The 22,250-nt window shown below is 72.6% G+C and carries 14 protein-coding genes, 2 tRNA genes, 2 other RNA genes and 2 pseudogenes; 10 read left to right on the top strand and 10 right to left on the bottom strand.

The genetic code is table 11. The features are described from left to right. Positions 1-70: 70 nt before the first annotated feature. The 3 genes and pseudogenes from Q4C85_RS10580 to Q4C85_RS10590 all read right to left on the bottom strand — a co-directional run. Positions 71-1,174 (bottom strand): aspartate-semialdehyde dehydrogenase, encoded by a 1,104-nt coding sequence (locus Q4C85_RS10580; protein ID WP_303141942.1) that lies wholly within the window; start codon positions 1,172-1,174, stop codon positions 71-73. Continuing rightward, positions 1,171-2,670 carry an aspartate kinase gene (locus Q4C85_RS10585; RefSeq protein ID WP_303141944.1) on the bottom strand — a complete coding sequence of 500 codons (1,500 nt, stop codon included), beginning with the start codon at positions 2,668-2,670 and terminating at the stop codon, positions 1,171-1,173. Before Q4C85_RS10585 ends, Q4C85_RS10580 begins: the two co-directional genes overlap by 4 nt. Before the next feature lie 377 nt (positions 2,671-3,047). Further along, a pseudogene (locus tag Q4C85_RS10590) lies at positions 3,048-3,212 on the bottom strand (M28 family peptidase); the annotation flags it as partial. A gap of 616 nt (positions 3,213-3,828) precedes the next feature. Here Q4C85_RS10590 and Q4C85_RS10595 point away from each other — a divergent pair. Further along, positions 3,829-4,887, top strand: coding sequence for an ABC transporter ATP-binding protein (locus tag Q4C85_RS10595; protein WP_303141945.1), 1,059 nt, complete (start codon positions 3,829-3,831; stop codon positions 4,885-4,887). Then, the gene (locus tag Q4C85_RS10600; RefSeq protein WP_303141946.1) at positions 4,884-5,945 is read left to right on the top strand and encodes an ABC transporter permease; all 1,062 of its coding nucleotides are present in this window, start codon (positions 4,884-4,886) and stop codon (positions 5,943-5,945) included. Before Q4C85_RS10595 ends, Q4C85_RS10600 begins: the two co-directional genes overlap by 4 nt. Before the next feature lie 33 nt (positions 5,946-5,978). Here Q4C85_RS10600 and recR (Q4C85_RS10605) read toward each other — a convergent pair whose 3' ends face one another. From recR (Q4C85_RS10605) to ffs (Q4C85_RS10615), 3 genes are all read right to left on the bottom strand, one after another. Then, positions 5,979-6,587, bottom strand: coding sequence for a recombination mediator RecR (gene recR, locus Q4C85_RS10605; protein WP_303141948.1), 609 nt, complete (start codon positions 6,585-6,587; stop codon positions 5,979-5,981). Between the two features lie 2 nt (positions 6,588-6,589). After that, positions 6,590-9,670 (bottom strand): DNA polymerase III subunit gamma and tau, encoded by a 3,081-nt coding sequence (locus Q4C85_RS10610; RefSeq protein ID WP_303141950.1) that lies wholly within the window; start codon positions 9,668-9,670, stop codon positions 6,590-6,592. A 194-nt stretch (positions 9,671-9,864) separates the two neighbouring features. Beyond that, positions 9,865-9,959: signal recognition particle sRNA small type (ffs, locus tag Q4C85_RS10615), an RNA gene on the bottom strand. A 153-nt stretch (positions 9,960-10,112) separates the two neighbouring features. Here ffs (Q4C85_RS10615) and Q4C85_RS10620 point away from each other — a divergent pair. Further along, a tRNA-Ser gene (locus tag Q4C85_RS10620) sits at positions 10,113-10,200 on the top strand. 236 nt (positions 10,201-10,436) lie between these two features. Next, entirely contained in the window at positions 10,437-11,003 is a 567-nt protein-coding gene (locus tag Q4C85_RS10625) for a septum formation family protein (protein ID WP_303141952.1), read from the top strand. A gap of 244 nt (positions 11,004-11,247) precedes the next feature. Here Q4C85_RS10625 and Q4C85_RS10630 read toward each other — a convergent pair whose 3' ends face one another. Continuing rightward, positions 11,248-11,814 (bottom strand): septum formation family protein, encoded by a 567-nt coding sequence (locus Q4C85_RS10630; RefSeq protein ID WP_303141952.1) that lies wholly within the window; start codon positions 11,812-11,814, stop codon positions 11,248-11,250. A gap of 236 nt (positions 11,815-12,050) precedes the next feature. Further along, positions 12,051-12,138 (bottom strand) — tRNA-Ser (locus Q4C85_RS10635). 153 nt (positions 12,139-12,291) lie between these two features. Here Q4C85_RS10635 and ffs (Q4C85_RS10640) point away from each other — a divergent pair. From ffs (Q4C85_RS10640) to recR (Q4C85_RS10650), 3 genes are all read left to right on the top strand, one after another. Further along, an RNA gene (ffs, locus tag Q4C85_RS10640) (signal recognition particle sRNA small type) lies at positions 12,292-12,386 on the top strand. A 194-nt stretch (positions 12,387-12,580) separates the two neighbouring features. Then, on the top strand, positions 12,581-15,661 hold the full coding sequence (locus Q4C85_RS10645) for a DNA polymerase III subunit gamma and tau (protein ID WP_303141950.1): 3,081 nt from the start codon (positions 12,581-12,583) through the stop codon (positions 15,659-15,661). A gap of 2 nt (positions 15,662-15,663) precedes the next feature. Continuing rightward, a complete protein-coding gene (gene recR / locus Q4C85_RS10650) occupies positions 15,664-16,272 on the top strand; it encodes a recombination mediator RecR (protein ID WP_303141948.1) in 609 nt (202 codons plus the stop codon). Positions 16,273-16,305: 33 nt separating this feature from the next. On the opposite strand, the gene Q4C85_RS10655 is transcribed toward recR (Q4C85_RS10650), so the two are convergent. Further along, positions 16,306-17,367, bottom strand: coding sequence for an ABC transporter permease (locus tag Q4C85_RS10655; RefSeq protein ID WP_303141946.1), 1,062 nt, complete (start codon positions 17,365-17,367; stop codon positions 16,306-16,308). Further along, positions 17,364-18,422, bottom strand: a complete 1,059-nt coding sequence (locus Q4C85_RS10660) for an ABC transporter ATP-binding protein (protein ID WP_303141945.1) — start codon at positions 18,420-18,422, stop codon at positions 17,364-17,366. The genes Q4C85_RS10655 and Q4C85_RS10660 overlap by 4 nt, the downstream gene beginning before the upstream one ends. 616 nt (positions 18,423-19,038) lie before the next feature. Here Q4C85_RS10660 and Q4C85_RS10665 point away from each other — a divergent pair. The 3 genes and pseudogenes from Q4C85_RS10665 to Q4C85_RS10675 all read left to right on the top strand — a co-directional run. After that, positions 19,039-19,203: pseudogene (locus Q4C85_RS10665) on the top strand (M28 family peptidase); the annotation flags it as partial. A 377-nt stretch (positions 19,204-19,580) separates the two neighbouring features. After that, positions 19,581-21,080 (top strand): aspartate kinase, encoded by a 1,500-nt coding sequence (locus Q4C85_RS10670; RefSeq protein WP_303141944.1) that lies wholly within the window; start codon positions 19,581-19,583, stop codon positions 21,078-21,080. After that, positions 21,077-22,180 carry an aspartate-semialdehyde dehydrogenase gene (locus tag Q4C85_RS10675; RefSeq protein WP_303141942.1) on the top strand — a complete coding sequence of 368 codons (1,104 nt, stop codon included), beginning with the start codon at positions 21,077-21,079 and terminating at the stop codon, positions 22,178-22,180. The genes Q4C85_RS10670 and Q4C85_RS10675 overlap by 4 nt, the downstream gene beginning before the upstream one ends. The last annotated feature ends 70 nt before the right edge of the window (positions 22,181-22,250 follow it).

The following is a 22,250-nucleotide window of genomic DNA, read 5'->3' on the forward strand; positions in this document are numbered from 1 at the left end:
ATGTCCCGATCTCGGGGTGTCATATGTCCCGATCTCGCGGTTCGTGGGGCGGGCGGGTCAGGAGCGGCGGTCAGGGGCGAGCGGCGATCAGCTCGGCGGCCACGAGCTCGGCGAGCTCGACGGCGTTGAGGGCGGCGCCCTTGCGCAGGTTGTCCCCGACCGCGAAGAAGTCGATCCCGCGGCCCTCGTCAAAGGCCCCATCGGCCCGCACGCGCCCGACGAAGGTGCCGTCCCGGCCGGCGGCCTTGAGGGGGCTGGGGATCGCGTCGTAGGTGACGCCTGGCGCCGCCTTGAGCAGCTCGATGGCCCGCTCGGGGCTGATCTCGCGGGCGAACTCGGCCGACACGCTCACCCCGTGCCCGGAGAAGACCGGGATGCGCACGCAGGTTCCGGACACGCGCAGCCCCGGGAGGCCCAGGATCCGGCGCGACTCGTTGCGCAGCTTCTGCTCCTCGTCGGTCTCTCCGGAGCCGTCACCCGCGTCGCCGCCCGCCCAGGCGACGGCGTTGAAGGCGATGGTGTCGACGTAGACCTCCGGGTCGGGGAAGGTCACGGCACGGCCGTCGACGCCCAGGCCCTCGATGTCCTGGTCGACGACCGCGCGCACCTGCCCGGCGAGCTCGGCAACGCCGGCGCGCCCGGAACCGGAGACCGCCTGGTAGGTCGAGGCGATGAAGCGCACGAGGCCCGCCTCCTCATCAAGGGCCTTGAGAGCCGGCATGATGGCCATGGTCGTGCAGTTGGGGTTGGCGATGATGCCCTTGGGGCGGTTGGCCAGGTCCTGCGGGTTGACCTCGGAGACGACGAGTGGCACCTCGGGGTCCTTGCGCCAGGCCGAGGAGTTGTCGACGACGACCGCGCCCGCGGCGGCGAACAGCGGGGCGTACTGGCGGCTCGTCGAGGCGCCGGCGGAGAACAGGGCGACGTCGATCCCGGTGAGGTCGGCGGTCGCGACGTCCTCGATCTCGACGGTGGCGCCGCGGAACTCCACGCGGCTCCCGGCGGAGCGGGCCGAGGAGAAGAAGCGGACGGCACGCGCCGGGAAGTCGCGTTCGGCGAGCATCGCGAGCATGACGCGGCCGACCTGGCCGGTGGCGCCGACGACGGCGACGGTGACACCCTCGGCAGGGCCCCGGTACTCGTTGACGGGCTGGCTGGTGGTCTGGTCACTCATCGTCCGGTTCCTCCGTAGACGACCGCCTCGGCGGCCTGGGCGTCGAGGCCGAAGGCGGTGTGGACGGCGCGCACGGCCTCGTCGAGCACGGCGTCGTCGACCACCACCGAGATGCGGATCTCGGAGGTGGAGATCATCTGAATGTTGACCCCGGCGGCGCTCAGCGCTCCGAAGAGCCGGGCCGAGACCCCCGGGTGGGAGCGCATGCCCGCACCGACCAGGGAGAGCTTGCCGATGGAGGGGTTGAAGTCCAGGCTCTGGAAACCCAGCTCCTCGCGCGCCGTCTCAAGGGCCGCGCGGGCGGCCACGGAGTCCCCGTCGGGGCAGGTGAAGGAGATGTTCGTCAGGCCCGTTCCCTCGGCGGAGATGTCCTGGACGATCATGTCGATGTTCGCGTCGGTCCCGGCCACGATCTCGAAGATCCGGGCGGCCGCACCGGGGACGTCGGGGACTCCGACGAGCGTGATCTTGTCCTGGCTGCGGTCGTGCGCGATACCGGAGATGACGGGGGCTTCCACGTGGTCCTCCTTGGCGGAACTGCGGGGGCGGGCGGCGGCCCGGGCGTTGATGGCATGGGTGTGGGCGGCGTCCACCGATCCGGCGTCGGGGGCGGCGGCGCCGGCGGGCGCCACGACTCGTCCGGTGATGGCGTCGACGGCGGGGCCCTGCACGACCGAGTCGGGCCCCGCCGACTCGGGGTCCTCGGCGACGATCTCGTCGAGTGCGGCCGCCGCCATGGGAGGCACGAAGCCGCCCTGGGTCCGCCTCCCATCGTAGATCCAGGTGCCGGTCTTGTCCGAGAACGAGGAGCGCACGTGGATCGGGACCCCGAAGCGGCGGGCGTACTCCACGGCGCGCAGGTGCAGGATCTTGGCGCCGTGCGCAGCGAGCTCGAGGGTCTCCTCGCTGGACAGTGCCTCGATGCGACGGGCGGTGGGCACGATCCGGGGATCGGCGGTGAACAGGCCGTCGACGTCGGTGTAGATCTCGCAGACATCCGCGTTGAGGGCGGCCGCCAGGGCGACGGCGGTCGTGTCGGAGCCGCCGCGGCCCAGGGTCGTGACGTCCTCGACCTCGTTGATCCCCTGGAAGCCGGCGACGATGGCGACGGCGCCGGTCTGGATCGTGCGGGCGATGCGCTCGGGGATGACGCCAACGATGCTGGCCCGGCCGTACTTGGAGTCGGTGAGCACCCCGGCCTGGGCGCCGGTGTAGGCCCGGGCGGGCACGCCCAGCTCGTTGATGGCCATGGCCAGCAGGGCCATCGAGATGCGCTCGCCGGCCGACAGCAGGATGTCCATCTCACGGGCGGGGGCCTGGCTGCTCAGCGCGCCGGCCATGTCGAGCAGGTCGTCGGTCGTGTCACCCATGGCCGACACGACGACGACGACCGTGTTGCCGGCCTCACGCGTGGCCACGACGCGCCGCGCGACCCGGCGCATCGCCTCAATGTCGCTGACGGACGATCCGCCGTACTTCTGCACGACCAATGCCATATGGTGCTGCTCCTCGTATCGGTGGGCGGGGCCACGGGCCGAGGAGGGACCGCTCCACGCCGATCGGTGCGGGCGGGCCCACGACGGCGTGGCTGCGCACAGCATACGGGCTGCCAGGCCCTGCGGCGCACCGAGGTCCGCATCACCGCACCCCGGGGTACTGACAGGCCGGCGTCACCGCAGCGTCGCGCTACGCCGTTGCCGAAGCCGCGGCGGGGACGCCGTCGGAAACGGCCTCGGGACTGCTGCCGGTCCGTGCGGCGGTGCGCCGGGAGCCCGCCTGCAGCCATGTCGGTCAGATTGGGCATGTGCGCATACAGTGAGGGGAACAGGGAGTTGGTCACCGGCTGGCTCACGTTGCTGAGGAAGTAGTCGACGACGGCGCTGTTGTTCGGGGAGGTCTCGAACATGAAGGCCGGTCCGCTCATGCCGCGCGCCTCGAGGTTGACGACGAGCTCGACGTTCTTGTAGTCGGCGAGGTGGTAGGCCATCTCGTTGCGTGCGCCGATCAGGCCGATCTCCTCGGCGTCGGTGATGACCATCTTGAGCGAGTTCTCCGGCTGGCCTCCCGCGACCTGGAGCGCCCGGTCGTGCGCCTCGCGCCTCAGGACGCTGTGGGGCTCGTCGACGAGGCGCTTGATGACGGTCAGGGCGCGCTCGGCGGAGAACTCGGTGGGGCCAGCGGTGCTCGGTGCCGCGGGGGGGCAGAAGGAAGATGCTCAGGCCCGCCACCAGCCCCAGCAGGGCAGCGAGCGGAGCCAGCATGCGCCGGGCGAGAACGGGTACGGACAAACGGTGAAAGGTCATGACAAGGAACCTCAGGACGTCGAGATGAGGTGCTGATCGGTCCAGAGGCCGGAGCCTGCGGCCTCGAGACGAGGGTGGCCGGGGCCCGGGCCCACCGCCACGCGTGGACAAGGACTGCGACGGCGCCCAGGGCCCGAGCACGGGGCAGCTTGTAGCTCGCATGGACCCAGGCTGTCCCGGTGTCCTCGTCGGAACGATCCAGCCAGCCGGTCAGCCCATGTCGGGCCAGCCCGACAACAAACAGTCGGCCTCGACTGCGATCCCTCGCGCGGGGCGCACGCCTCCGGGCCCGCCCAGCCACGGGCACGGTTCCCCATACCGCCAGGCGGTGTGCGCAGGCATCATTGTCCTATGAATGACCTGTCCGCCTCCCCGCCCGGCTCCGCGCGCACCATCCCGTCGGTGGAGGCGACAGCGGCATCCCAGTCCTCGCAGGACGCCGTCGCCCAGCCGACCACGGCCGACCCTCACGAGGCGATCGCTGTGCGGGGCGTGAGCCGCTTCTTCGGCACACACCCCGCCGTCCAGAACCTCGACCTGTCGGTGCCGGCCGGGACCATCACCGGCCTGGTCGGCCCCAACGGCGCGGGCAAGACCACCCTGCTGCTCATGCTCGCCGCCCTCCTGGCCCCTGACAGCGGGACGATCCGCGTGGTCGGACTCGACCCCGTCACCCAGGCCCCCGAGGTCCACCGGACCGTGGGCTGGATGCCGGACGCCTTCGGCACCTGGGACTCCCTGACCTGCACCGAGATCCTCCTGACCTTCGCCGCGGCCCAGGGGCTTCCTCCCGCCGATGCCGCCGTGCGGGCACCACAGACACTGGCGACCGTCCACCTCGAGGACATGGCCCGCGCCCCCGCCCGCGTCCTGTCACGGGGCCAGAAGCAGCGCCTGGGCCTGGCCCGCGCCCTCATCCACACGCCTCGGGTGCTCCTGCTCGACGAGCCGGCAGCGGGAATGGACCCCCGCTCCCGCGCCGACCTGCGCGTGCTTCTCCGGGACCTGGCCTCGGCGGGCACGACCATCCTCGTCTCGAGCCACATCCTGGGCGAGCTCGAGGAGATGGTCGACGGCGTCATCCTCATGGCGCACGGCCGCGCCGTGCCGACCTCCCAGGAGCACTCCACCTCCTCCACCTCCCCGGCACCACTGGGCCCGGTGCCGGTCCGGCAGACCTGGTCGCTGCGCGCCTTGGACCAGGCCGGCCTGGAGCGGTGGGCGCGGGAGGCGGGCCTGACCGTCACCGCCCGGGAGAAAGACGGCCTACGCATCCTGGTCCCCGACGACGCCGAGGCCGCCCGGATTCTGCGCCTGGCCGGCGAGGCCGGGATCAACGTCGTGTCCTTCGCGCCGGTCACCGGCGCGCTGGAGGAGATCTACCTGGCCATGGAGGCAGAGCGCCGATGAGCCTGACCGGAACCCGCACTGTCATGGTGCTCGAGCTGCGCCAGCGCGTGAGGTCCACCCGCTGGCAGATCATGCTCGTCATCTGGGGCGTCGTGCTCACCATCGTCTGTAGCGGCCTGAGTCTTCTCGGCTTCGCGTTGGGGACGACGACGCCGGAGACGTCCCCGTTCATCTACGACCTTCTCGTGTGCTTCATCCTGGGCATCGGACTTGCCGTCGCCCCGACCCTGTCGGCCACCTCGATCAACGGCGACCGGGCCGACGCGACCCTGGCCCTGCTCCAGGCCACCGCACTGCGCCCCGTGGAGATCGCCGTCGGCAAGCTGGCCGCGGCGTGGGCGGCAGCCATGGCCTTCCTCGGTGTCGCCCTGCCCTTCCTCGTCATTCTGACCCTCCTGCGTGGAGCGAGCTGGGCCGCGCTCCTGGCCCATCTGCTCATCCTTGTCGTCAGCCTCGGGGCGGTGTGCGGAGTCGGCCTCGGGTTCTCCGCGGTATGCGCCCGCACCTCCTCCTCGGCCGTGCTCACCTACCTCGTCGTCGCCGCGCTGACCATCGGCACCCCCCTGCTCACGACCATCTCGGCCTTCGTCGTCACCACCCCCCAGACCGAGATCGTCTATGAGATCGAGGACTACTCGGACAGCCACCCGACCTGCACGACGACCCCAATCGAGACCACCCGGCACGTCCAGCGGCCCGACCTCGTGTGGTGGATGCTCCTGCCCAACCCCTTCATCGCCATGGCCGACGTCAGCGGTCGCGCCCCCTTCCCGGTCGAGGACTCTGATGAGTACTCCACCCTGTCGCTGCTCAGCAGCGTGGGACAGCTCATCGACGAGATGCGTACCCCTCAGCCCTCGACGGTCGTCATCGACAGGTGCGATGAGAGCGACGACGGAAAAACGAGCAACGAGGAGTGGGAGAATATCGAGCACCTGGTCTTCTGGCCCGCTGGTCTCGGCTTCCTCCTCCTTCTGGGTGGCGGCGGCACCGCGATCGCGACCCGCCGCCTGCAGACCCCCGCCGGGGCGCTGCCCCGCGGCATCCGCCTGGCATGAGCCCCGAGGCGGCGGGGCGGCGGCGCGCCCTGCTCAGGCCTCATCGACGCGGCGGCGTCCCTCGAAGGCCCGACCCAGGGTGACCTCGTCGGCGTACTCGAGGTCGCTGCCCACGGGCAGCCCCGAGGCCAGGCGCGATACGGGTACCTCCATCGTGCGCAGCATGCGGGTGAGGTAGGCAGCGGTCGCCTCCCCCACGACATCGGGGTCGGTGGCCAGGATGACCTCCTCGACCCCGGCGCCCACCCGGGCGAAGAGCTCGCGGATGCGCAGGTCATCGGGCCCCACCCCGTTGATCGGGTCGATGGCGCCCCCCAGCACGTGGTACAGCCCCCGGTACTCCCGGGTGCGCTCGATGGCCACGACATCCTTGGGCTCCTCGACCACGCAGATGACGCTGCGGTCCCTGCGGGTGTCCCGGCACACGGCACACTGCTCAGCCTCCGCGATGTTGCCGCAGGTCGAGCAGAAACGCACCCGCGCCTTGACCGCCCGCAGCGCCTCGATGAGCCGCTCGACGGAGGCCGAGTCCGCCGCCAGGACGTGGAAGGCCATGCGCTGGGCTGACTTGGGGCCGATGCCGGGCAGCTCGCTGAACTCGTCGATGAGGTCCTGGACGGCGCCTTCGTAGACGGTGGGCACGATCAGCGTCCCTCCTGCGTCACAGTAATCTCCTCCAGGACAGTGGCGCCCAGCAGCCGTTTGACGACCTCCAGACCGACGACGCCGGCCTCCTCGGCATCCTCATCATCCTCGCTGGGCACGTCCTCCTCGAAGCGCGCCGCACCCCGTGCGGGTGCGACCGCCCTCTCCCCCCGGGCGGCGGCACGCGCGGCAGCCTGCGCGGCGGCGACCCGGCCGGCAGCCGGCCCCGGCGTCCACGTGTCCTCCTCGGGCCCATCGGGATCCCCGGGCTCCTCGGGCAGCGGAACACCGTCGGAGAAGGTCGTCGAACCCTCGCGTGAGGCGCCCCGCCCACCGGATGCGTCCCCGGGAGCGGCCGTCGGCAGGTCGGGCAGGGCGCGCAGGCGATGGACCGTGGCCAGCGCGGGCCCGCCCGCCGCGGCACGGTCGGATTCGGGCTCCTCGTGGACGTCCGTGGGCTCCGGGGAGGGCGCTGCCGCGGCCACCGACACCGCCGCCGGGGCCGACGGCGCCTCCGCCCCCGGGGGCACGGGACCTGCGCCCGGCGGAGCAACGGCTGTCACCTCGGGACGGCTCGCCCACGGCCCGGGTGCCTCGGGTGCTCCGGGTGCTCCGGGCGCCCCGAGTCCCCATGAGGTCTCCTGCTCCCCGGGCATCTCCTGTTCCCGGGGGGCTCGGGGCTCCTGCCCGACGGCGGAGGGCGCCGTCTGCGCCGAGCCGGGCGAGCCCGGGGACGCCGCACCCCCGGGACTCCCGTCGAGCACCGCGCCTGAGGCGGGGGAGACGTCCGGGGCTGCGGCGCCGGGAGACGCTGGTCCGGCGGAGGAGGTCGGGGCGGGGTCGGGGTCCTGGGCGGCCAGGGCACGTCGCCTGCCGGGGATGGCGACCTCCCCCCAGCCATCGTCGTCATCGTCGACGGTCTCCTCGGGCGGCGCCGGCATGGGAGCATCCGATTCGGCACGGGAGGCCGGAGGCGACGGCGTCAGACCACCAAGACGCCCCGGGGCCGTCTCGTAGCCCGGTCCCGGAGCACCATCGAGCCCCGGTGCCGCGGCCGCCTCGAACGGCTCCGGGGCGTCCCCCGCAGCGACCGGCCCACCAGCGGGACCCGCCCCGCCGGGCCTGCCGTCCGGCCCCGGGCCACCGGGACCCGCCCCGCCGGGCCTGCCGCCCGGCCCCGGGCCACCGGGACCCGCCGGGCCACCGCCCGGGCCTGCCAGGACGGCGTGGACCTCGAGGTCAAGGCCGAGTGCCTGGTGGAGGGCCGCCGCCAGGATCGGCCCGTGCCCGCCGTTCTCAAAGGCGTTGACCAGGCCCTGCGCCGTGAACAGGACCTCGAAGACGCCGCCGCTGATCGCCCCCGGCTGGGAGTTCGGCCCCACCAGGGCCCATGTCGCCCGACGCGACCGCTTGGCGGCCTCGAGAACCTCCTCCCAGCGGGTGCGAATCATCTCGGCCTCCGCCGCGCCCCCGGCCGGCGGGCCCTCGCGCCTCTGCGTGTCCGGCGCGGCCGGGCCCGGTGTCCCGGGCGCCGGGCCGTCGGGGGCATCGCCCCAGTCGGCCTCCACCCCGGACGGCGCCGACACCGCGGGACCCGGCGAGGACGCGGCCGGACCGGGCACCGAGGACCCCGACGCCGCAGAGCCCTGAACTGCGGGCGCCGGCGCCGCGGGTCCCCTGCCTGACGGAGTGGATTCGGACGGGCCCGCACCGGCTCCGGCGGGCTGTGCCGTCGCCGCCCCTGGGGCCTGCGGGGACACCGCCGGCCGGCCTCGCCGATCCGGCCGCGCACCCGCGCCCCCCGCGGCGACCTGCTCGCCCGGCGGCGTCGTCCCCCCGGCACCGGCGGAACGCTGGGCGATCTGCGCCGCCAGGGCCCGTCCCCGCCCCGGGACCGACGTCGCCCCGTCCGGCGCATAACCCGACCCGGTGGACGCCCCGGCCTCCGAGGAGGTCGCGGGCTCGCCGACACCCCGCCGTTGGACCGGCACGAGGAGGCGCGCCATGAGCAGCTCGAGCTGGAGGCGCGGGGAGGTCGCACCGACCATCTGGCCCAAGGCCTGGGCCGTCATGTCGGCGGCGCGCGACAGGCCCGCGGCTCCCACCGTGCGCGCCTGGACCTCCATCCTGGCGAGCTGGTCGGCGGGCAGTGAGCCGAGCGCCGGACCGGCCTGCGCGCCGGCCAGGGCGATGACGAGCAGGTCGCGCAGCCGCTGGAGGAGGTCCTCGACGAAGCGTCGGGGGTCGTGCCCCGAGGAGACAACGCGCTCCACGACCCGGAAGACCCCCGCGCCATCGGCGGCGGCGATGGCGTCGAGGCACTGGTCGAGCATGGTCGTGTCCGTGTAGCCCAGCAGGGAGACGGCCCGCACATAGTCGACCTCGCCGTCGACGGCCCCGCCGATCAGCTGATCCATGACCGACAGGGTGTCGCGCACCGACCCTCCCCCGGCGCGCACGACCAGCGGGAAGACGCCCGGCCCCACCACGACGCCCTCGGCGCCGCACAGGTGACCGAGGTAGTCCTCCAGCGTGTCCGGAGGCACGAGGCGGAACGGGTAGTGGTGGGTGCGCGAGCGGATCGTGCCGATGACCTTCTCCGGCTCGGTGGTGGCGAAGATGAACTTGACGTGCGCCGGCGGCTCCTCGACGAGCTTGAGCAGGGCGTTGAAACCCTGGGGGGTGACCATGTGGGCCTCGTCGAGGATGAAGATCTTGTAGCGGTCCCTAGCTGGGGCGAAGGAGGCCCGCTCGCGCAGGTCGCGGGCGTCATCGACACCGTTGTGGCTGGCGGCGTCGATCTCAACGACGTCGAGGCTCCCCGGGCCGCCGGTGGCCAGGTCCCGGCACGAGGGGCAGGTGCCGCACGGGGTGTCGGAGGGGAAGCGCTCGCAGTTGAGGCAGCGCGCCAGGATCCTGGCGCTCGTCGTCTTGCCGCAGCCGCGCGGGCCGGAGAAGAGGTAGGCGTGGGTGACGCGGTCCCCGCGCAGCGCCGCCATGAGCGGAGCGGTCACATGCTCCTGCCCGATGACCTCCTGGAAGGTGTCGGGGCGGTAGCGGCGGTACAGGGCGGTGGTCACGGTCCGACTCTAAACGGGGGCGGCGACGGGCACCATCGCCACCCCGTCTGCCGAGTTCGTACCTTCAGCGTCAGGACCGCACTCTTACCGTCCGATCGAGGGACACAAGGTACGAACACGGCGTCGGCCGCCGCGAGGCAAGAGCATCCGCAGGCGCAGGAAGGCAGGGACGCCGGCACACAGCGGCCCGGGCGAGGAAGGACCCCTCGTGCACCCGCCAGAGCCCGCTTACCCTTGCTACCTTCCGGTCCTGGGGGATTCACTGGATGACGCCGCACGAGGGGCCGCCAGGAAGTGTACCCGACGCGAGGGCCGACGGCGCCCCCACGGAGCACAAGGGCGGGTGACCGATGCCACCGCGGGAGACTGGCACCCGGGTGCGCCGGTCCGATATATTCCAGTCCCGTTGCACGCGCTCGACCCGGGTCCGCGCGGCACGCCTGGAGGATTCGCCTAGTGGCCTATGGCGCACGCTTGGAAAGCGTGTTGGGTGCAAGCCCTCGGGGGTTCGAATCCCCCATCCTCCGCCACCAGAACCATTGCCCGACCGCTTCAGTTGCGACCCGCACGCTCCTGACGGGGTCGGCCGCGTGCTCGTTGTCCTTCGCTGTCCAGGTCGCCGCCCAGTGGTGCCCCTGATCCGCACCATCGACCCCGCAACTCCCGCGCCGACGGCCCCACGCGCGCCATCGGCCGTCTTCCCCGGCACCCCCGGTGGGGACAACACCCCATCGCGCCGACCAGCCCGGCCGCGCACGATGAGCGCATGCACACCACGACCCGCGCTCTCGCGATTCCCGCTACCGCCCTTCTCGTCCTTGGACTGGCCGCCTGTGGCGACCAGGTTCCTGTGAGCACCGAGACCAGCACCACCACCTCGTCCTCTGAGGAGACCACCAGCCCCGAGGGCGAGGAGACCACCGGCCCCGACACGAGCACCGACTCTGATGACCTCAACGCCCCCACGGAGGAGACCTCCGTCTTGGACCTCAAGGTCGGCGACTGCTTCACCGCCGCGGCTGAGGCCACGTCCGTCGAGTCCGTGCCGCTCATCGACTGCAACGCCCCGCACCTGTACGAGGTCTACCAGGTCGAGGACCTGACCACGGACTCTCTCCCCAGCTCGACTGAGATCGAGTCCCTCGCCGGCGAGATCTGCACGCCCGCCTTCGAGACCTATGTCGGCATCTCCTACGACTCCTCCATGTACTACACCTCCTACCTCTACCCGACCGCCACGAGCTGGGCGATGGGCGACAGGGCGATCACCTGCGTGCTCACCAGCGGCGACGGCTCTGAGCTGACCGGGAGCGCCGCCGGCACGGCGCAGTGACGCCGTCGGGCGGGCGCCCCTCCGCCCCTGCCCCCTCTGGGCGCGGCCCGGCTCACCGGCTCCACCCCAGGAGTTCCTCCTCTCATCTCTGAGACATCCGGTCGGCGACGGCGCGACACCACGTGGTGTCGCGCCGTCGCCGACCGGATGTCTCAGAGATGAGAGGAGGAACTCCTGGGGTGGAGCCGGTGAGCCGGGCCGCGCCCAGAGGGGGCAGGGGCGGAGGGGCGCCCGCCCGACGGCGTCACTGCGCCGTGCCGGCGGCGCTCCCGGTCAGCTCAGAGCCGTCGCCGCTGGTGAGCACGCAGGTGATCGCCCTGTCGCCCATCGCCCAGCTCGTGGCGGTCGGGTAGAGGTAGGAGGTGTAGTACATGGAGGAGTCGTAGGAGATGCCGACATAGGTCTCGAAGGCGGGCGTGCAGATCTCGCCGGCGAGGGACTCGATCTCAGTCGAGCTGGGGAGAGAGTCCGTGGTCAGGTCCTCGACCTGGTAGACCTCGTACAGGTGCGGGGCGTTGCAGTCGATGAGCGGCACGGACTCGACGGACGTGGCCTCAGCCGCGGCGGTGAAGCAGTCGCCGACCTTGAGGTCCAAGACGGAGGTCTCCTCCGTGGGGGCGTTGAGGTCATCAGAGTCGGTGCTCGTGTCGGGGCCGGTGGTCTCCTCGCCCTCGGGGCTGGTGGTCTCCTCAGAGGACGAGGTGGTGGTGCTGGTCTCGGTGCTCACAGGAACCTGGTCGCCACAGGCGGCCAGTCCAAGGACGAGAAGGGCGGTAGCGGGAATCGCGAGAGCGCGGGTCGTGGTGTGCATGCGCTCATCGTGCGCGGCCGGGCTGGTCGGCGCGATGGGGTGTTGTCCCCACCGGGGGTGCCGGGGAAGACGGCCGATGGCGCGCGTGGGGCCGTCGGCGCGGGAGTTGCGGGGTCGATGGTGCGGATCAGGGGCACCACTGGGCGGCGACCTGGACAGCGAAGGACAACGAGCACGCGGCCGACCCCGTCAGGAGCGTGCGGGTCGCAACTGAAGCGGTCGGGCAATGGTTCTGGTGGCGGAGGATGGGGGATTCGAACCCCCGAGGGCTTGCACCCAACACGCTTTCCAAGCGTGCGCCATAGGCCACTAGGCGAATCCTCCAGGCGTGCCGCGCGGACCCGGGTCGAGCGCGTGCAACGGGACTGGAATATATCGGACCGGCGCACCCGGGTGCCAGTCTCCCGCGGTGGCATCGGTCACCCGCCCTTGTGCTCCGTGGGGGCGCCGTCGGCCCTCGCGTCGGGTACACTTCCTGGCGGCCCCTCGTGCGGCGTCATCCAGTGAATCCCCCAGGACCGGAAGGTAGCAAGGGTAAGCGGGCTCTGGCGGGTGCACGAGGGGTCCTTCCTCGCCCGGGCCGCTGTGTGCCGGCGTCCCTGCCTTCCTGCGCCTGCGGATGCTCTTGCCTCGCGGCGGCCGACGCCGTGTTCGTACCTTGTGTCCCTCGATCGGACGGTAAGAGTGCGGTCCTGACGCTGAAGGTACGAACTCGGCAGACGGGGTGGCGATGGTGCCCGTCGCCGCCCCCGTTTAGAGTCGGACCGTGACCACCGCCCTGTACCGCCGCTACCGCCCCGACACCTTCCAGGAGGTCATCGGGCAGGAGCATGTGACCGCTCCGCTCATGGCGGCGCTGCGCGGGGACCGCGTCACCCACGCCTACCTCTTCTCCGGCCCGCGCGGCTGCGGCAAGACGACGAGCGCCAGGATCCTGGCGCGCTGCCTCAACTGCGAGCGCTTCCCCTCCGACACCCCGTGCGGCACCTGCCCCTCGTGCCGGGACCTGGCCACCGGCGGCCCGGGGAGCCTCGACGTCGTTGAGATCGACGCCGCCAGCCACAACGGTGTCGATGACGCCCGCGACCTGCGCGAGCGGGCCTCCTTCGCCCCAGCTAGGGACCGCTACAAGATCTTCATCCTCGACGAGGCCCACATGGTCACCCCCCAGGGTTTCAACGCCCTGCTCAAGCTCGTCGAGGAGCCGCCGGCGCACGTCAAGTTCATCTTCGCCACCACCGAGCCGGAGAAGGTCATCGGCACGATCCGCTCGCGCACCCACCACTACCCGTTCCGCCTCGTGCCTCCGGACACGCTGGAGGACTACCTCGGTCACCTGTGCGGCGCCGAGGGCGTCGTGGTGGGGCCGGGCGTCTTCCCGCTGGTCGTGCGCGCCGGGGGAGGGTCGGTGCGCGACACCCTGTCGGTCATGGATCAGCTGATCGGCGGGGCCGTCGACGGCGAGGTCGACTATGTGCGGGCCGTCTCCCTGCTGGGCTACACGGACACGACCATGCTCGACCAGTGCCTCGACGCCATCGCCGCCGCCGATGGCGCGGGGGTCTTCCGGGTCGTGGAGCGCGTTGTCTCCTCGGGGCACGACCCCCGACGCTTCGTCGAGGACCTCCTCCAGCGGCTGCGCGACCTGCTCGTCATCGCCCTGGCCGGCGCGCAGGCCGGTCCGGCGCTCGGCTCACTGCCCGCCGACCAGCTCGCCAGGATGGAGGTCCAGGCGCGCACGGTGGGAGCCGCGGGCCTGTCGCGCGCCGCCGACATGACGGCCCAGGCCTTGGGCCAGATGGTCGGTGCGACCTCCCCGCGCCTCCAGCTCGAGCTGCTCATGGCGCGCCTCCTCGTGCCGGTCCAACGGCGGGGTGTCGGCGAGCCCGCGACCTCCTCGGAGGCCGGGGCGTCCACCGGGTCGGGTTATGCGCCGGACGGGGCGACGTCGGTCCCGGGGCGGGGACGGGCCCTGGCGGCGCAGATCGCCCAGCGTTCCGCCGGTGCCGGGGGGACGACGCCGCCGGGCGAGCAGGTCGCCGCGGGGGGCGCGGGTGCGCGGCCGGATCGGCGAGGCCGGCCGGCGGTGTCCCCGCAGGCCCCAGGGGCGGCGACGGCACAGCCCGCCGGAGCCGGTGCGGGCCCGTCCGAATCCACTCCGTCAGGCAGGGGACCCGCGGCGCCGGCGCCCGCAGTTCAGGGCTCTGCGGCGTCGGGGTCCTCGGTGCCCGGTCCGGCCGCGTCCTCGCCGGGTCCCGCGGTGTCGGCGCCGTCCGGGGTGGAGGCCGACTGGGGCGATGCCCCCGACGGCCCGGCGCCCGGGACACCGGGCCCGGCCGCGCCGGACACGCAGAGGCGCGAGGGCCCGCCGGCCGGGGGCGCGGCGGAGGCCGAGATGATTCGCACCCGCTGGGAGGAGGTTCTCGAGGCCGCCAAGCGGTCGCGTCGGGCGACATGGGCCCTGGTGGGGCCGAACTCCCAGCCGGGGGCGATCAGCGGCGGCGTCTTCGAGGTCCTGTTCACGGCGCAGGGCCTGGTCAACGCCTTTGAGAACGGCGGGCACGGGCCGATCCTGGCGGCGGCCCTCCACCAGGCACTCGGCCTTGACCTCGAGGTCCACGCCGTCCTGGCAGGCCCGGGCGGTGGCCCGGCGGGTCCCGGTGGCCCGGGGCCGGGCGGCAGGCCCGGCGGGGCGGGTCCCGGTGGCCCGGGGCCGGACGGCAGGCCCGGCGGGGCGGGTCCCGCTGGTGGGCCGGTCGCTGCGGGGGACGCCCCGGAGCCGTTCGAGGCGGCCGCGGCACCGGGGCTCGATGGTGCTCCGGGACCGGGCTACGAGACGGCCCCGGGGCGTCTTGGTGGTCTGACGCCGTCGCCTCCGGCCTCCCGTGCCGAATCGGATGCTCCCATGCCGGCGCCGCCCGAGGAGACCGTCGACGATGACGACGATGGCTGGGGGGAGGTCGCCATCCCCGGCAGGCGACGTGCCCTGGCCGCCCAGGACCCCGACCCCGCCCCGACCTCCTCCGCCGGACCAGCGTCTCCCGGCGCCGCAGCCCCGGACGTCTCCCCCGCCTCAGGCGCGGTGCTCGACGGGAGTCCCGGGGGTGCGGCGTCCCCGGGCTCGCCCGGCTCGGCGCAGACGGCGCCCTCCGCCGTCGGGCAGGAGCCCCGAGCCCCCCGGGAACAGGAGATGCCCGGGGAGCAGGAGACCTCATGGGGACTCGGGGCGCCCGGAGCACCCGGAGCACCCGAGGCACCCGGGCCGTGGGCGAGCCGTCCCGAGGTGACAGCCGTTGCTCCGCCGGGCGCAGGTCCCGTGCCCCCGGGGGCGGAGGCGCCGTCGGCCCCGGCGGCGGTGTCGGTGGCCGCGGCAGCGCCCTCCCCGGAGCCCACGGACGTCCACGAGGAGCCCGAATCCGACCGTGCCGCGGCGGGCGGGCCCGCGCTGGCCACGGTCCATCGCCTGCGCGCCCTGCCCGACCTGCCGACGGCCGCTCCCGGGGACGCATCCGGTGGGCGGGGCGCCTCACGCGAGGGTTCGACGACCTTCTCCGACGGTGTTCCGCTGCCCGAGGAGCCCGGGGATCCCGATGGGCCCGAGGAGGACACGTGGACGCCGGGGCCGGCTGCCGGCCGGGTCGCCGCCGCGCAGGCTGCCGCGCGTGCCGCCGCCCGGGGGGAGAGGGCGGTCGCACCCGCACGGGGTGCGGCGCGCTTCGAGGAGGACGTGCCCAGCGAGGATGATGAGGATGCCGAGGAGGCCGGCGTCGTCGGTCTGGAGGTCGTCAAACGGCTGCTGGGCGCCACTGTCCTGGAGGAGATTACTGTGACGCAGGAGGGACGCTGATCGTGCCCACCGTCTACGAAGGCGCCGTCCAGGACCTCATCGACGAGTTCAGCGAGCTGCCCGGCATCGGCCCCAAGTCAGCCCAGCGCATGGCCTTCCACGTCCTGGCGGCGGACTCGGCCTCCGTCGAGCGGCTCATCGAGGCGCTGCGGGCGGTCAAGGCGCGGGTGCGTTTCTGCTCGACCTGCGGCAACATCGCGGAGGCTGAGCAGTGTGCCGTGTGCCGGGACACCCGCAGGGACCGCAGCGTCATCTGCGTGGTCGAGGAGCCCAAGGATGTCGTGGCCATCGAGCGCACCCGGGAGTACCGGGGGCTGTACCACGTGCTGGGGGGCGCCATCGACCCGATCAACGGGGTGGGGCCCGATGACCTGCGCATCCGCGAGCTCTTCGCCCGGGTGGGCGCCGGGGTCGAGGAGGTCATCCTGGCCACCGACCCCGATGTCGTGGGGGAGGCGACCGCTGCCTACCTCACCCGCATGCTGCGCACGATGGAGGTACCCGTATCGCGCCTGGCCTCGGGGCTGCCCGTGGGCAGCGACCTCGAGTACGCCGACGAGGTCACCCTGGGTCGGGCCTTCGAGGGACGCCGCCGCGTCGATGAGGCCTGAGCAGGGCGCGCCGCCGCCCCGCCGCCTCGGGGCTCATGCCAGGCGGATGCCGCGGGGCAGCGCCCCGGCGGGGGTCTGCAGGCGGCGGGTCGCGATCGCGGTGCCGCCGCCACCCAGAAGGAGGAGGAAGCCGAGACCAGCGGGCCAGAAGACCAGGTGCTCGATATTCTCCCACTCCTCGTTGCTCGTTTTTCCGTCGTCGCTCTCATCGCACCTGTCGATGACGACCGTCGAGGGCTGAGGGGTACGCATCTCGTCGATGAGCTGTCCCACGCTGCTGAGCAGCGACAGGGTGGAGTACTCATCAGAGTCCTCGACCGGGAAGGGGGCGCGACCGCTGACGTCGGCCATGGCGATGAAGGGGTTGGGCAGGAGCATCCACCACACGAGGTCGGGCCGCTGGACGTGCCGGGTGGTCTCGATTGGGGTCGTCGTGCAGGTCGGGTGGCTGTCCGAGTAGTCCTCGATCTCATAGACGATCTCGGTCTGGGGGGTGGTGACGACGAAGGCCGAGATGGTCGTGAGCAGGGGGGTGCCGATGGTCAGCGCGGCGACGACGAGGTAGGTGAGCACGGCCGAGGAGGAGGTGCGGGCGCATACCGCGGAGAACCCGAGGCCGACTCCGCACACCGCCCCGAGGCTGACGACAAGGATGAGCAGATGGGCCAGGAGCGCGGCCCAGCTCGCTCCACGCAGGAGGGTCAGAATGACGAGGAAGGGCAGGGCGACACCGAGGAAGGCCATGGCTGCCGCCCACGCCGCGGCCAGCTTGCCGACGGCGATCTCCACGGGGCGCAGTGCGGTGGCCTGGAGCAGGGCCAGGGTCGCGTCGGCCCGGTCGCCGTTGATCGAGGTGGCCGACAGGGTCGGGGCGACGGCAAGTCCGATGCCCAGGATGAAGCACACGAGAAGGTCGTAGATGAACGGGGACGTCTCCGGCGTCGTCGTCCCCAACGCGAAGCCGAGAAGACTCAGGCCGCTACAGACGATGGTGAGCACGACGCCCCAGATGACGAGCATGATCTGCCAGCGGGTGGACCTCACGCGCTGGCGCAGCTCGAGCACCATGACAGTGCGGGTTCCGGTCAGGCTCATCGGCGCTCTGCCTCCATGGCCAGGTAGATCTCCTCCAGCGCGCCGGTGACCGGCGCGAAGGACACGACGTTGATCCCGGCCTCGCCGGCCAGGCGCAGAATCCGGGCGGCCTCGGCGTCGTCGGGGACCAGGATGCGTAGGCCGTCTTTCTCCCGGGCGGTGACGGTCAGGCCCGCCTCCCGCGCCCACCGCTCCAGGCCGGCCTGGTCCAAGGCGCGCAGCGACCAGGTCTGCCGGACCGGCACCGGGCCCAGTGGTGCCGGGGAGGTGGAGGAGGTGGAGTGCTCCTGGGAGGTCGGCACGGCGCGGCCGTGCGCCATGAGGATGACGCCGTCGACCATCTCCTCGAGCTCGCCCAGGATGTGGCTCGAGACGAGGATGGTCGTGCCCGCCGAGGCCAGGTCCCGGAGAAGCACGCGCAGGTCGGCGCGGGAGCGGGGGTCCATTCCCGCTGCCGGCTCGTCGAGCAGGAGCACCCGAGGCGTGTGGATGAGGGCGCGGGCCAGGCCCAGGCGCTGCTTCTGGCCCCGTGACAGGACGCGGGCGGGGGCGCGGGCCATGTCCTCGAGGTGGACGGTCGCCAGTGTCTGTGGTGCCCGCACGGCGGCATCGGCGGGAGGAAGCCCCTGGGCCGCGGCGAAGGTCAGGAGGATCTCGGTGCAGGTCAGGGAGTCCCAGGTGCCGAAGGCGTCCGGCATCCAGCCCACGGTCCGGTGGACCTCGGGGGCCTGGGTGACGGGGTCGAGTCCGACCACGCGGATCGTCCCGCTGTCAGGGGCCAGGAGGGCGGCGAGCATGAGCAGCAGGGTGGTCTTGCCCGCGCCGTTGGGGCCGACCAGGCCGGTGATGGTCCCGGCCGGCACCGACAGGTCGAGGTTCTGGACGGCGGGGTGTGTGCCGAAGAAGCGGCTCACGCCCCGCACAGCGATCGCCTCGTGAGGGTCGGCCGTGGTCGGCTGGGCGACGGCGTCCTGCGAGGACTGGGATGCCGCTGTCGCCTCCACCGACGGGATGGTGCGCGCGGAGCCGGGCGGGGAGGCGGACAGGTCATTCATAGGACAATGATGCCTGCGCACACCGCCTGGCGGTATGGGGAACCGTGCCCGTGGCTGGGCGGGCCCGGAGGCGTGCGCCCCGCGCGAGGGATCGCAGTCGAGGCCGACTGTTTGTTGTCGGGCTGGCCCGACATGGGCTGACCGGCTGGCTGGATCGTTCCGACGAGGACACCGGGACAGCCTGGGTCCATGCGAGCTACAAGCTGCCCCGTGCTCGGGCCCTGGGCGCCGTCGCAGTCCTTGTCCACGCGTGGCGGTGGGCCCGGGCCCCGGCCACCCTCGTCTCGAGGCCGCAGGCTCCGGCCTCTGGACCGATCAGCACCTCATCTCGACGTCCTGAGGTTCCTTGTCATGACCTTTCACCGTTTGTCCGTACCCGTTCTCGCCCGGCGCATGCTGGCTCCGCTCGCTGCCCTGCTGGGGCTGGTGGCGGGCCTGAGCATCTTCCTTCTGCCCCCCCGCGGCACCGAGCACCGCTGGCCCCACCGAGTTCTCCGCCGAGCGCGCCCTGACCGTCATCAAGCGCCTCGTCGACGAGCCCCACAGCGTCCTGAGGCGCGAGGCGCACGACCGGGCGCTCCAGGTCGCGGGAGGCCAGCCGGAGAACTCGCTCAAGATGGTCATCACCGACGCCGAGGAGATCGGCCTGATCGGCGCACGCAACGAGATGGCCTACCACCTCGCCGACTACAAGAACGTCGAGCTCGTCGTCAACCTCGAGGCGCGCGGCATGAGCGGACCGGCCTTCATGTTCGAGACCTCCCCGAACAACAGCGCCGTCGTCGACTACTTCCTCAGCAACGTGAGCCAGCCGGTGACCAACTCCCTGTTCCCCTCACTGTATGCGCACATGCCCAATCTGACCGACATGGCTGCAGGCGGGCTCCCGGCGCACCGCCGCACGGACCGGCAGCAGTCCCGAGGCCGTTTCCGACGGCGTCCCCGCCGCGGCTTCGGCAACGGCGTAGCGCGACGCTGCGGTGACGCCGGCCTGTCAGTACCCCGGGGTGCGGTGATGCGGACCTCGGTGCGCCGCAGGGCCTGGCAGCCCGTATGCTGTGCGCAGCCACGCCGTCGTGGGCCCGCCCGCACCGATCGGCGTGGAGCGGTCCCTCCTCGGCCCGTGGCCCCGCCCACCGATACGAGGAGCAGCACCATATGGCATTGGTCGTGCAGAAGTACGGCGGATCGTCCGTCAGCGACATTGAGGCGATGCGCCGGGTCGCGCGGCGCGTCGTGGCCACGCGTGAGGCCGGCAACACGGTCGTCGTCGTCGTGTCGGCCATGGGTGACACGACCGACGACCTGCTCGACATGGCCGGCGCGCTGAGCAGCCAGGCCCCCGCCCGTGAGATGGACATCCTGCTGTCGGCCGGCGAGCGCATCTCGATGGCCCTGCTGGCCATGGCCATCAACGAGCTGGGCGTGCCCGCCCGGGCCTACACCGGCGCCCAGGCCGGGGTGCTCACCGACTCCAAGTACGGCCGGGCCAGCATCGTTGGCGTCATCCCCGAGCGCATCGCCCGCACGATCCAGACCGGCGCCGTCGCCATCGTCGCCGGCTTCCAGGGGATCAACGAGGTCGAGGACGTCACGACCCTGGGCCGCGGCGGCTCCGACACGACCGCCGTCGCCCTGGCGGCCGCCCTCAACGCGGATGTCTGCGAGATCTACACCGACGTCGACGGCCTGTTCACCGCCGATCCCCGGATCGTGCCCACCGCCCGTCGCATCGAGGCACTGTCCAGCGAGGAGACCCTCGAGCTCGCTGCGCACGGCGCCAAGATCCTGCACCTGCGCGCCGTGGAGTACGCCCGCCGCTTCGGGGTCCCGATCCACGTGCGCTCCTCGTTCTCGGACAAGACCGGCACCTGGATCTACGATGGGAGGCGGACCCAGGGCGGCTTCGTGCCTCCCATGGCGGCGGCCGCACTCGACGAGATCGTCGCCGAGGACCCCGAGTCGGCGGGGCCCGACTCGGTCGTGCAGGGCCCCGCCGTCGACGCCATCACCGGACGAGTCGTGGCGCCCGCCGGCGCCGCCGCCCCCGACGCCGGATCGGTGGACGCCGCCCACACCCATGCCATCAACGCCCGGGCCGCCGCCCGCCCCCGCAGTTCCGCCAAGGAGGACCACGTGGAAGCCCCCGTCATCTCCGGTATCGCGCACGACCGCAGCCAGGACAAGATCACGCTCGTCGGAGTCCCCGACGTCCCCGGTGCGGCCGCCCGGATCTTCGAGATCGTGGCCGGGACCGACGCGAACATCGACATGATCGTCCAGGACATCTCCGCCGAGGGAACGGGCCTGACGAACATCTCCTTCACCTGCCCCGACGGGGACTCCGTGGCCGCCCGCGCGGCCCTTGAGACGGCGCGCGAGGAGCTGGGTTTCCAGAGCCTGGACTTCAACCCCTCCATCGGCAAGCTCTCCCTGGTCGGTGCGGGCATGCGCTCCCACCCGGGGGTCTCGGCCCGGCTCTTCGGAGCGCTGAGCGCCGCCGGGGTCAACATTCAGATGATCTCCACCTCCGAGATCCGCATCTCGGTGGTGGTCGACGACGCCGTGCTCGACGAGGCCGTGCGCGCCGTCCACACCGCCTTCGGCCTCGACGCCCAGGCCGCCGAGGCGGTCGTCTACGGAGGAACCGGACGATGAGTGACCAGACCACCAGCCAGCCCGTCAACGAGTACCGGGGCCCTGCCGAGGGTGTCACCGTCGCCGTCGTCGGCGCCACCGGCCAGGTCGGCCGCGTCATGCTCGCGATGCTCGCCGAACGCGACTTCCCGGCGCGTGCCGTCCGCTTCTTCTCCTCGGCCCGCTCCGCCGGGAGCCGCGTGGAGTTCCGCGGCGCCACCGTCGAGATCGAGGACGTCGCGACCGCCGACCTCACCGGGATCGACGTCGCCCTGTTCTCCGCCGGCGCCTCGACGAGCCGCCAGTACGCCCCGCTGTTCGCCGCCGCGGGCGCGGTCGTCGTCGACAACTCCTCGGCCTGGCGCAAGGACCCCGAGGTGCCACTCGTCGTCTCCGAGGTCAACCCGCAGGACCTGGCCAACCGCCCCAAGGGCATCATCGCCAACCCCAACTGCACGACCATGGCCATCATGCCGGCTCTCAAGGCCCTTGATGAGGAGGCGGGCCTCGTGCGCTTCATCGCCTCGACCTACCAGGCGGTCTCCGGTTCCGGGCGCGCCGGCGTTGCCGAGCTCGCCGGGCAGGTGCGCGCGGTCGTCGACCAGGACATCGAGGGCCTGGGCGTCGACGGCCGTGCCGTGACCTTCCCCGACCCGGAGGTCTACGTCGACACCATCGCCTTCAACGCCGTCGCCTGGGCGGGCGGCGACGCGGGTGACGGCTCCGGAGAGACCGACGAGGAGCAGAAGCTGCGCAACGAGTCGCGCCGGATCCTGGGCCTCCCGGGGCTGCGCGTGTCCGGAACCTGCGTGCGCATCCCGGTCTTCTCCGGGCACGGGGTGAGCGTGTCGGCCGAGTTCGCCCGCGAGATCAGCCCCGAGCGGGCCATCGAGCTGCTCAAGGCGGCGCCAGGCGTCACCTACGACGCGATCCCCAGCCCCCTCAAGGCCGCCGGCCGGGACGGCACCTTCGTCGGGCGCGTGCGGGCCGATGGGGCCTTTGACGAGGGCCGCGGGATCGACTTCTTCGCGGTCGGGGACAACCTGCGCAAGGGCGCCGCCCTCAACGCCGTCGAGCTCGCCGAGCTCGTGGCCGCCGAGCTGATCGCCGCTCGCCCCTGACCGCCGCTCCTGACCCGCCCGCCCCACGAACCGCGAGATCGGGACATATGACACCCCGAGATCGGGACAT

The organism is Actinomyces sp., from assembly GCF_030524025.1.
GTDB lineage: Bacteria > Actinomycetota > Actinomycetes > Actinomycetales > Actinomycetaceae > Actinomyces.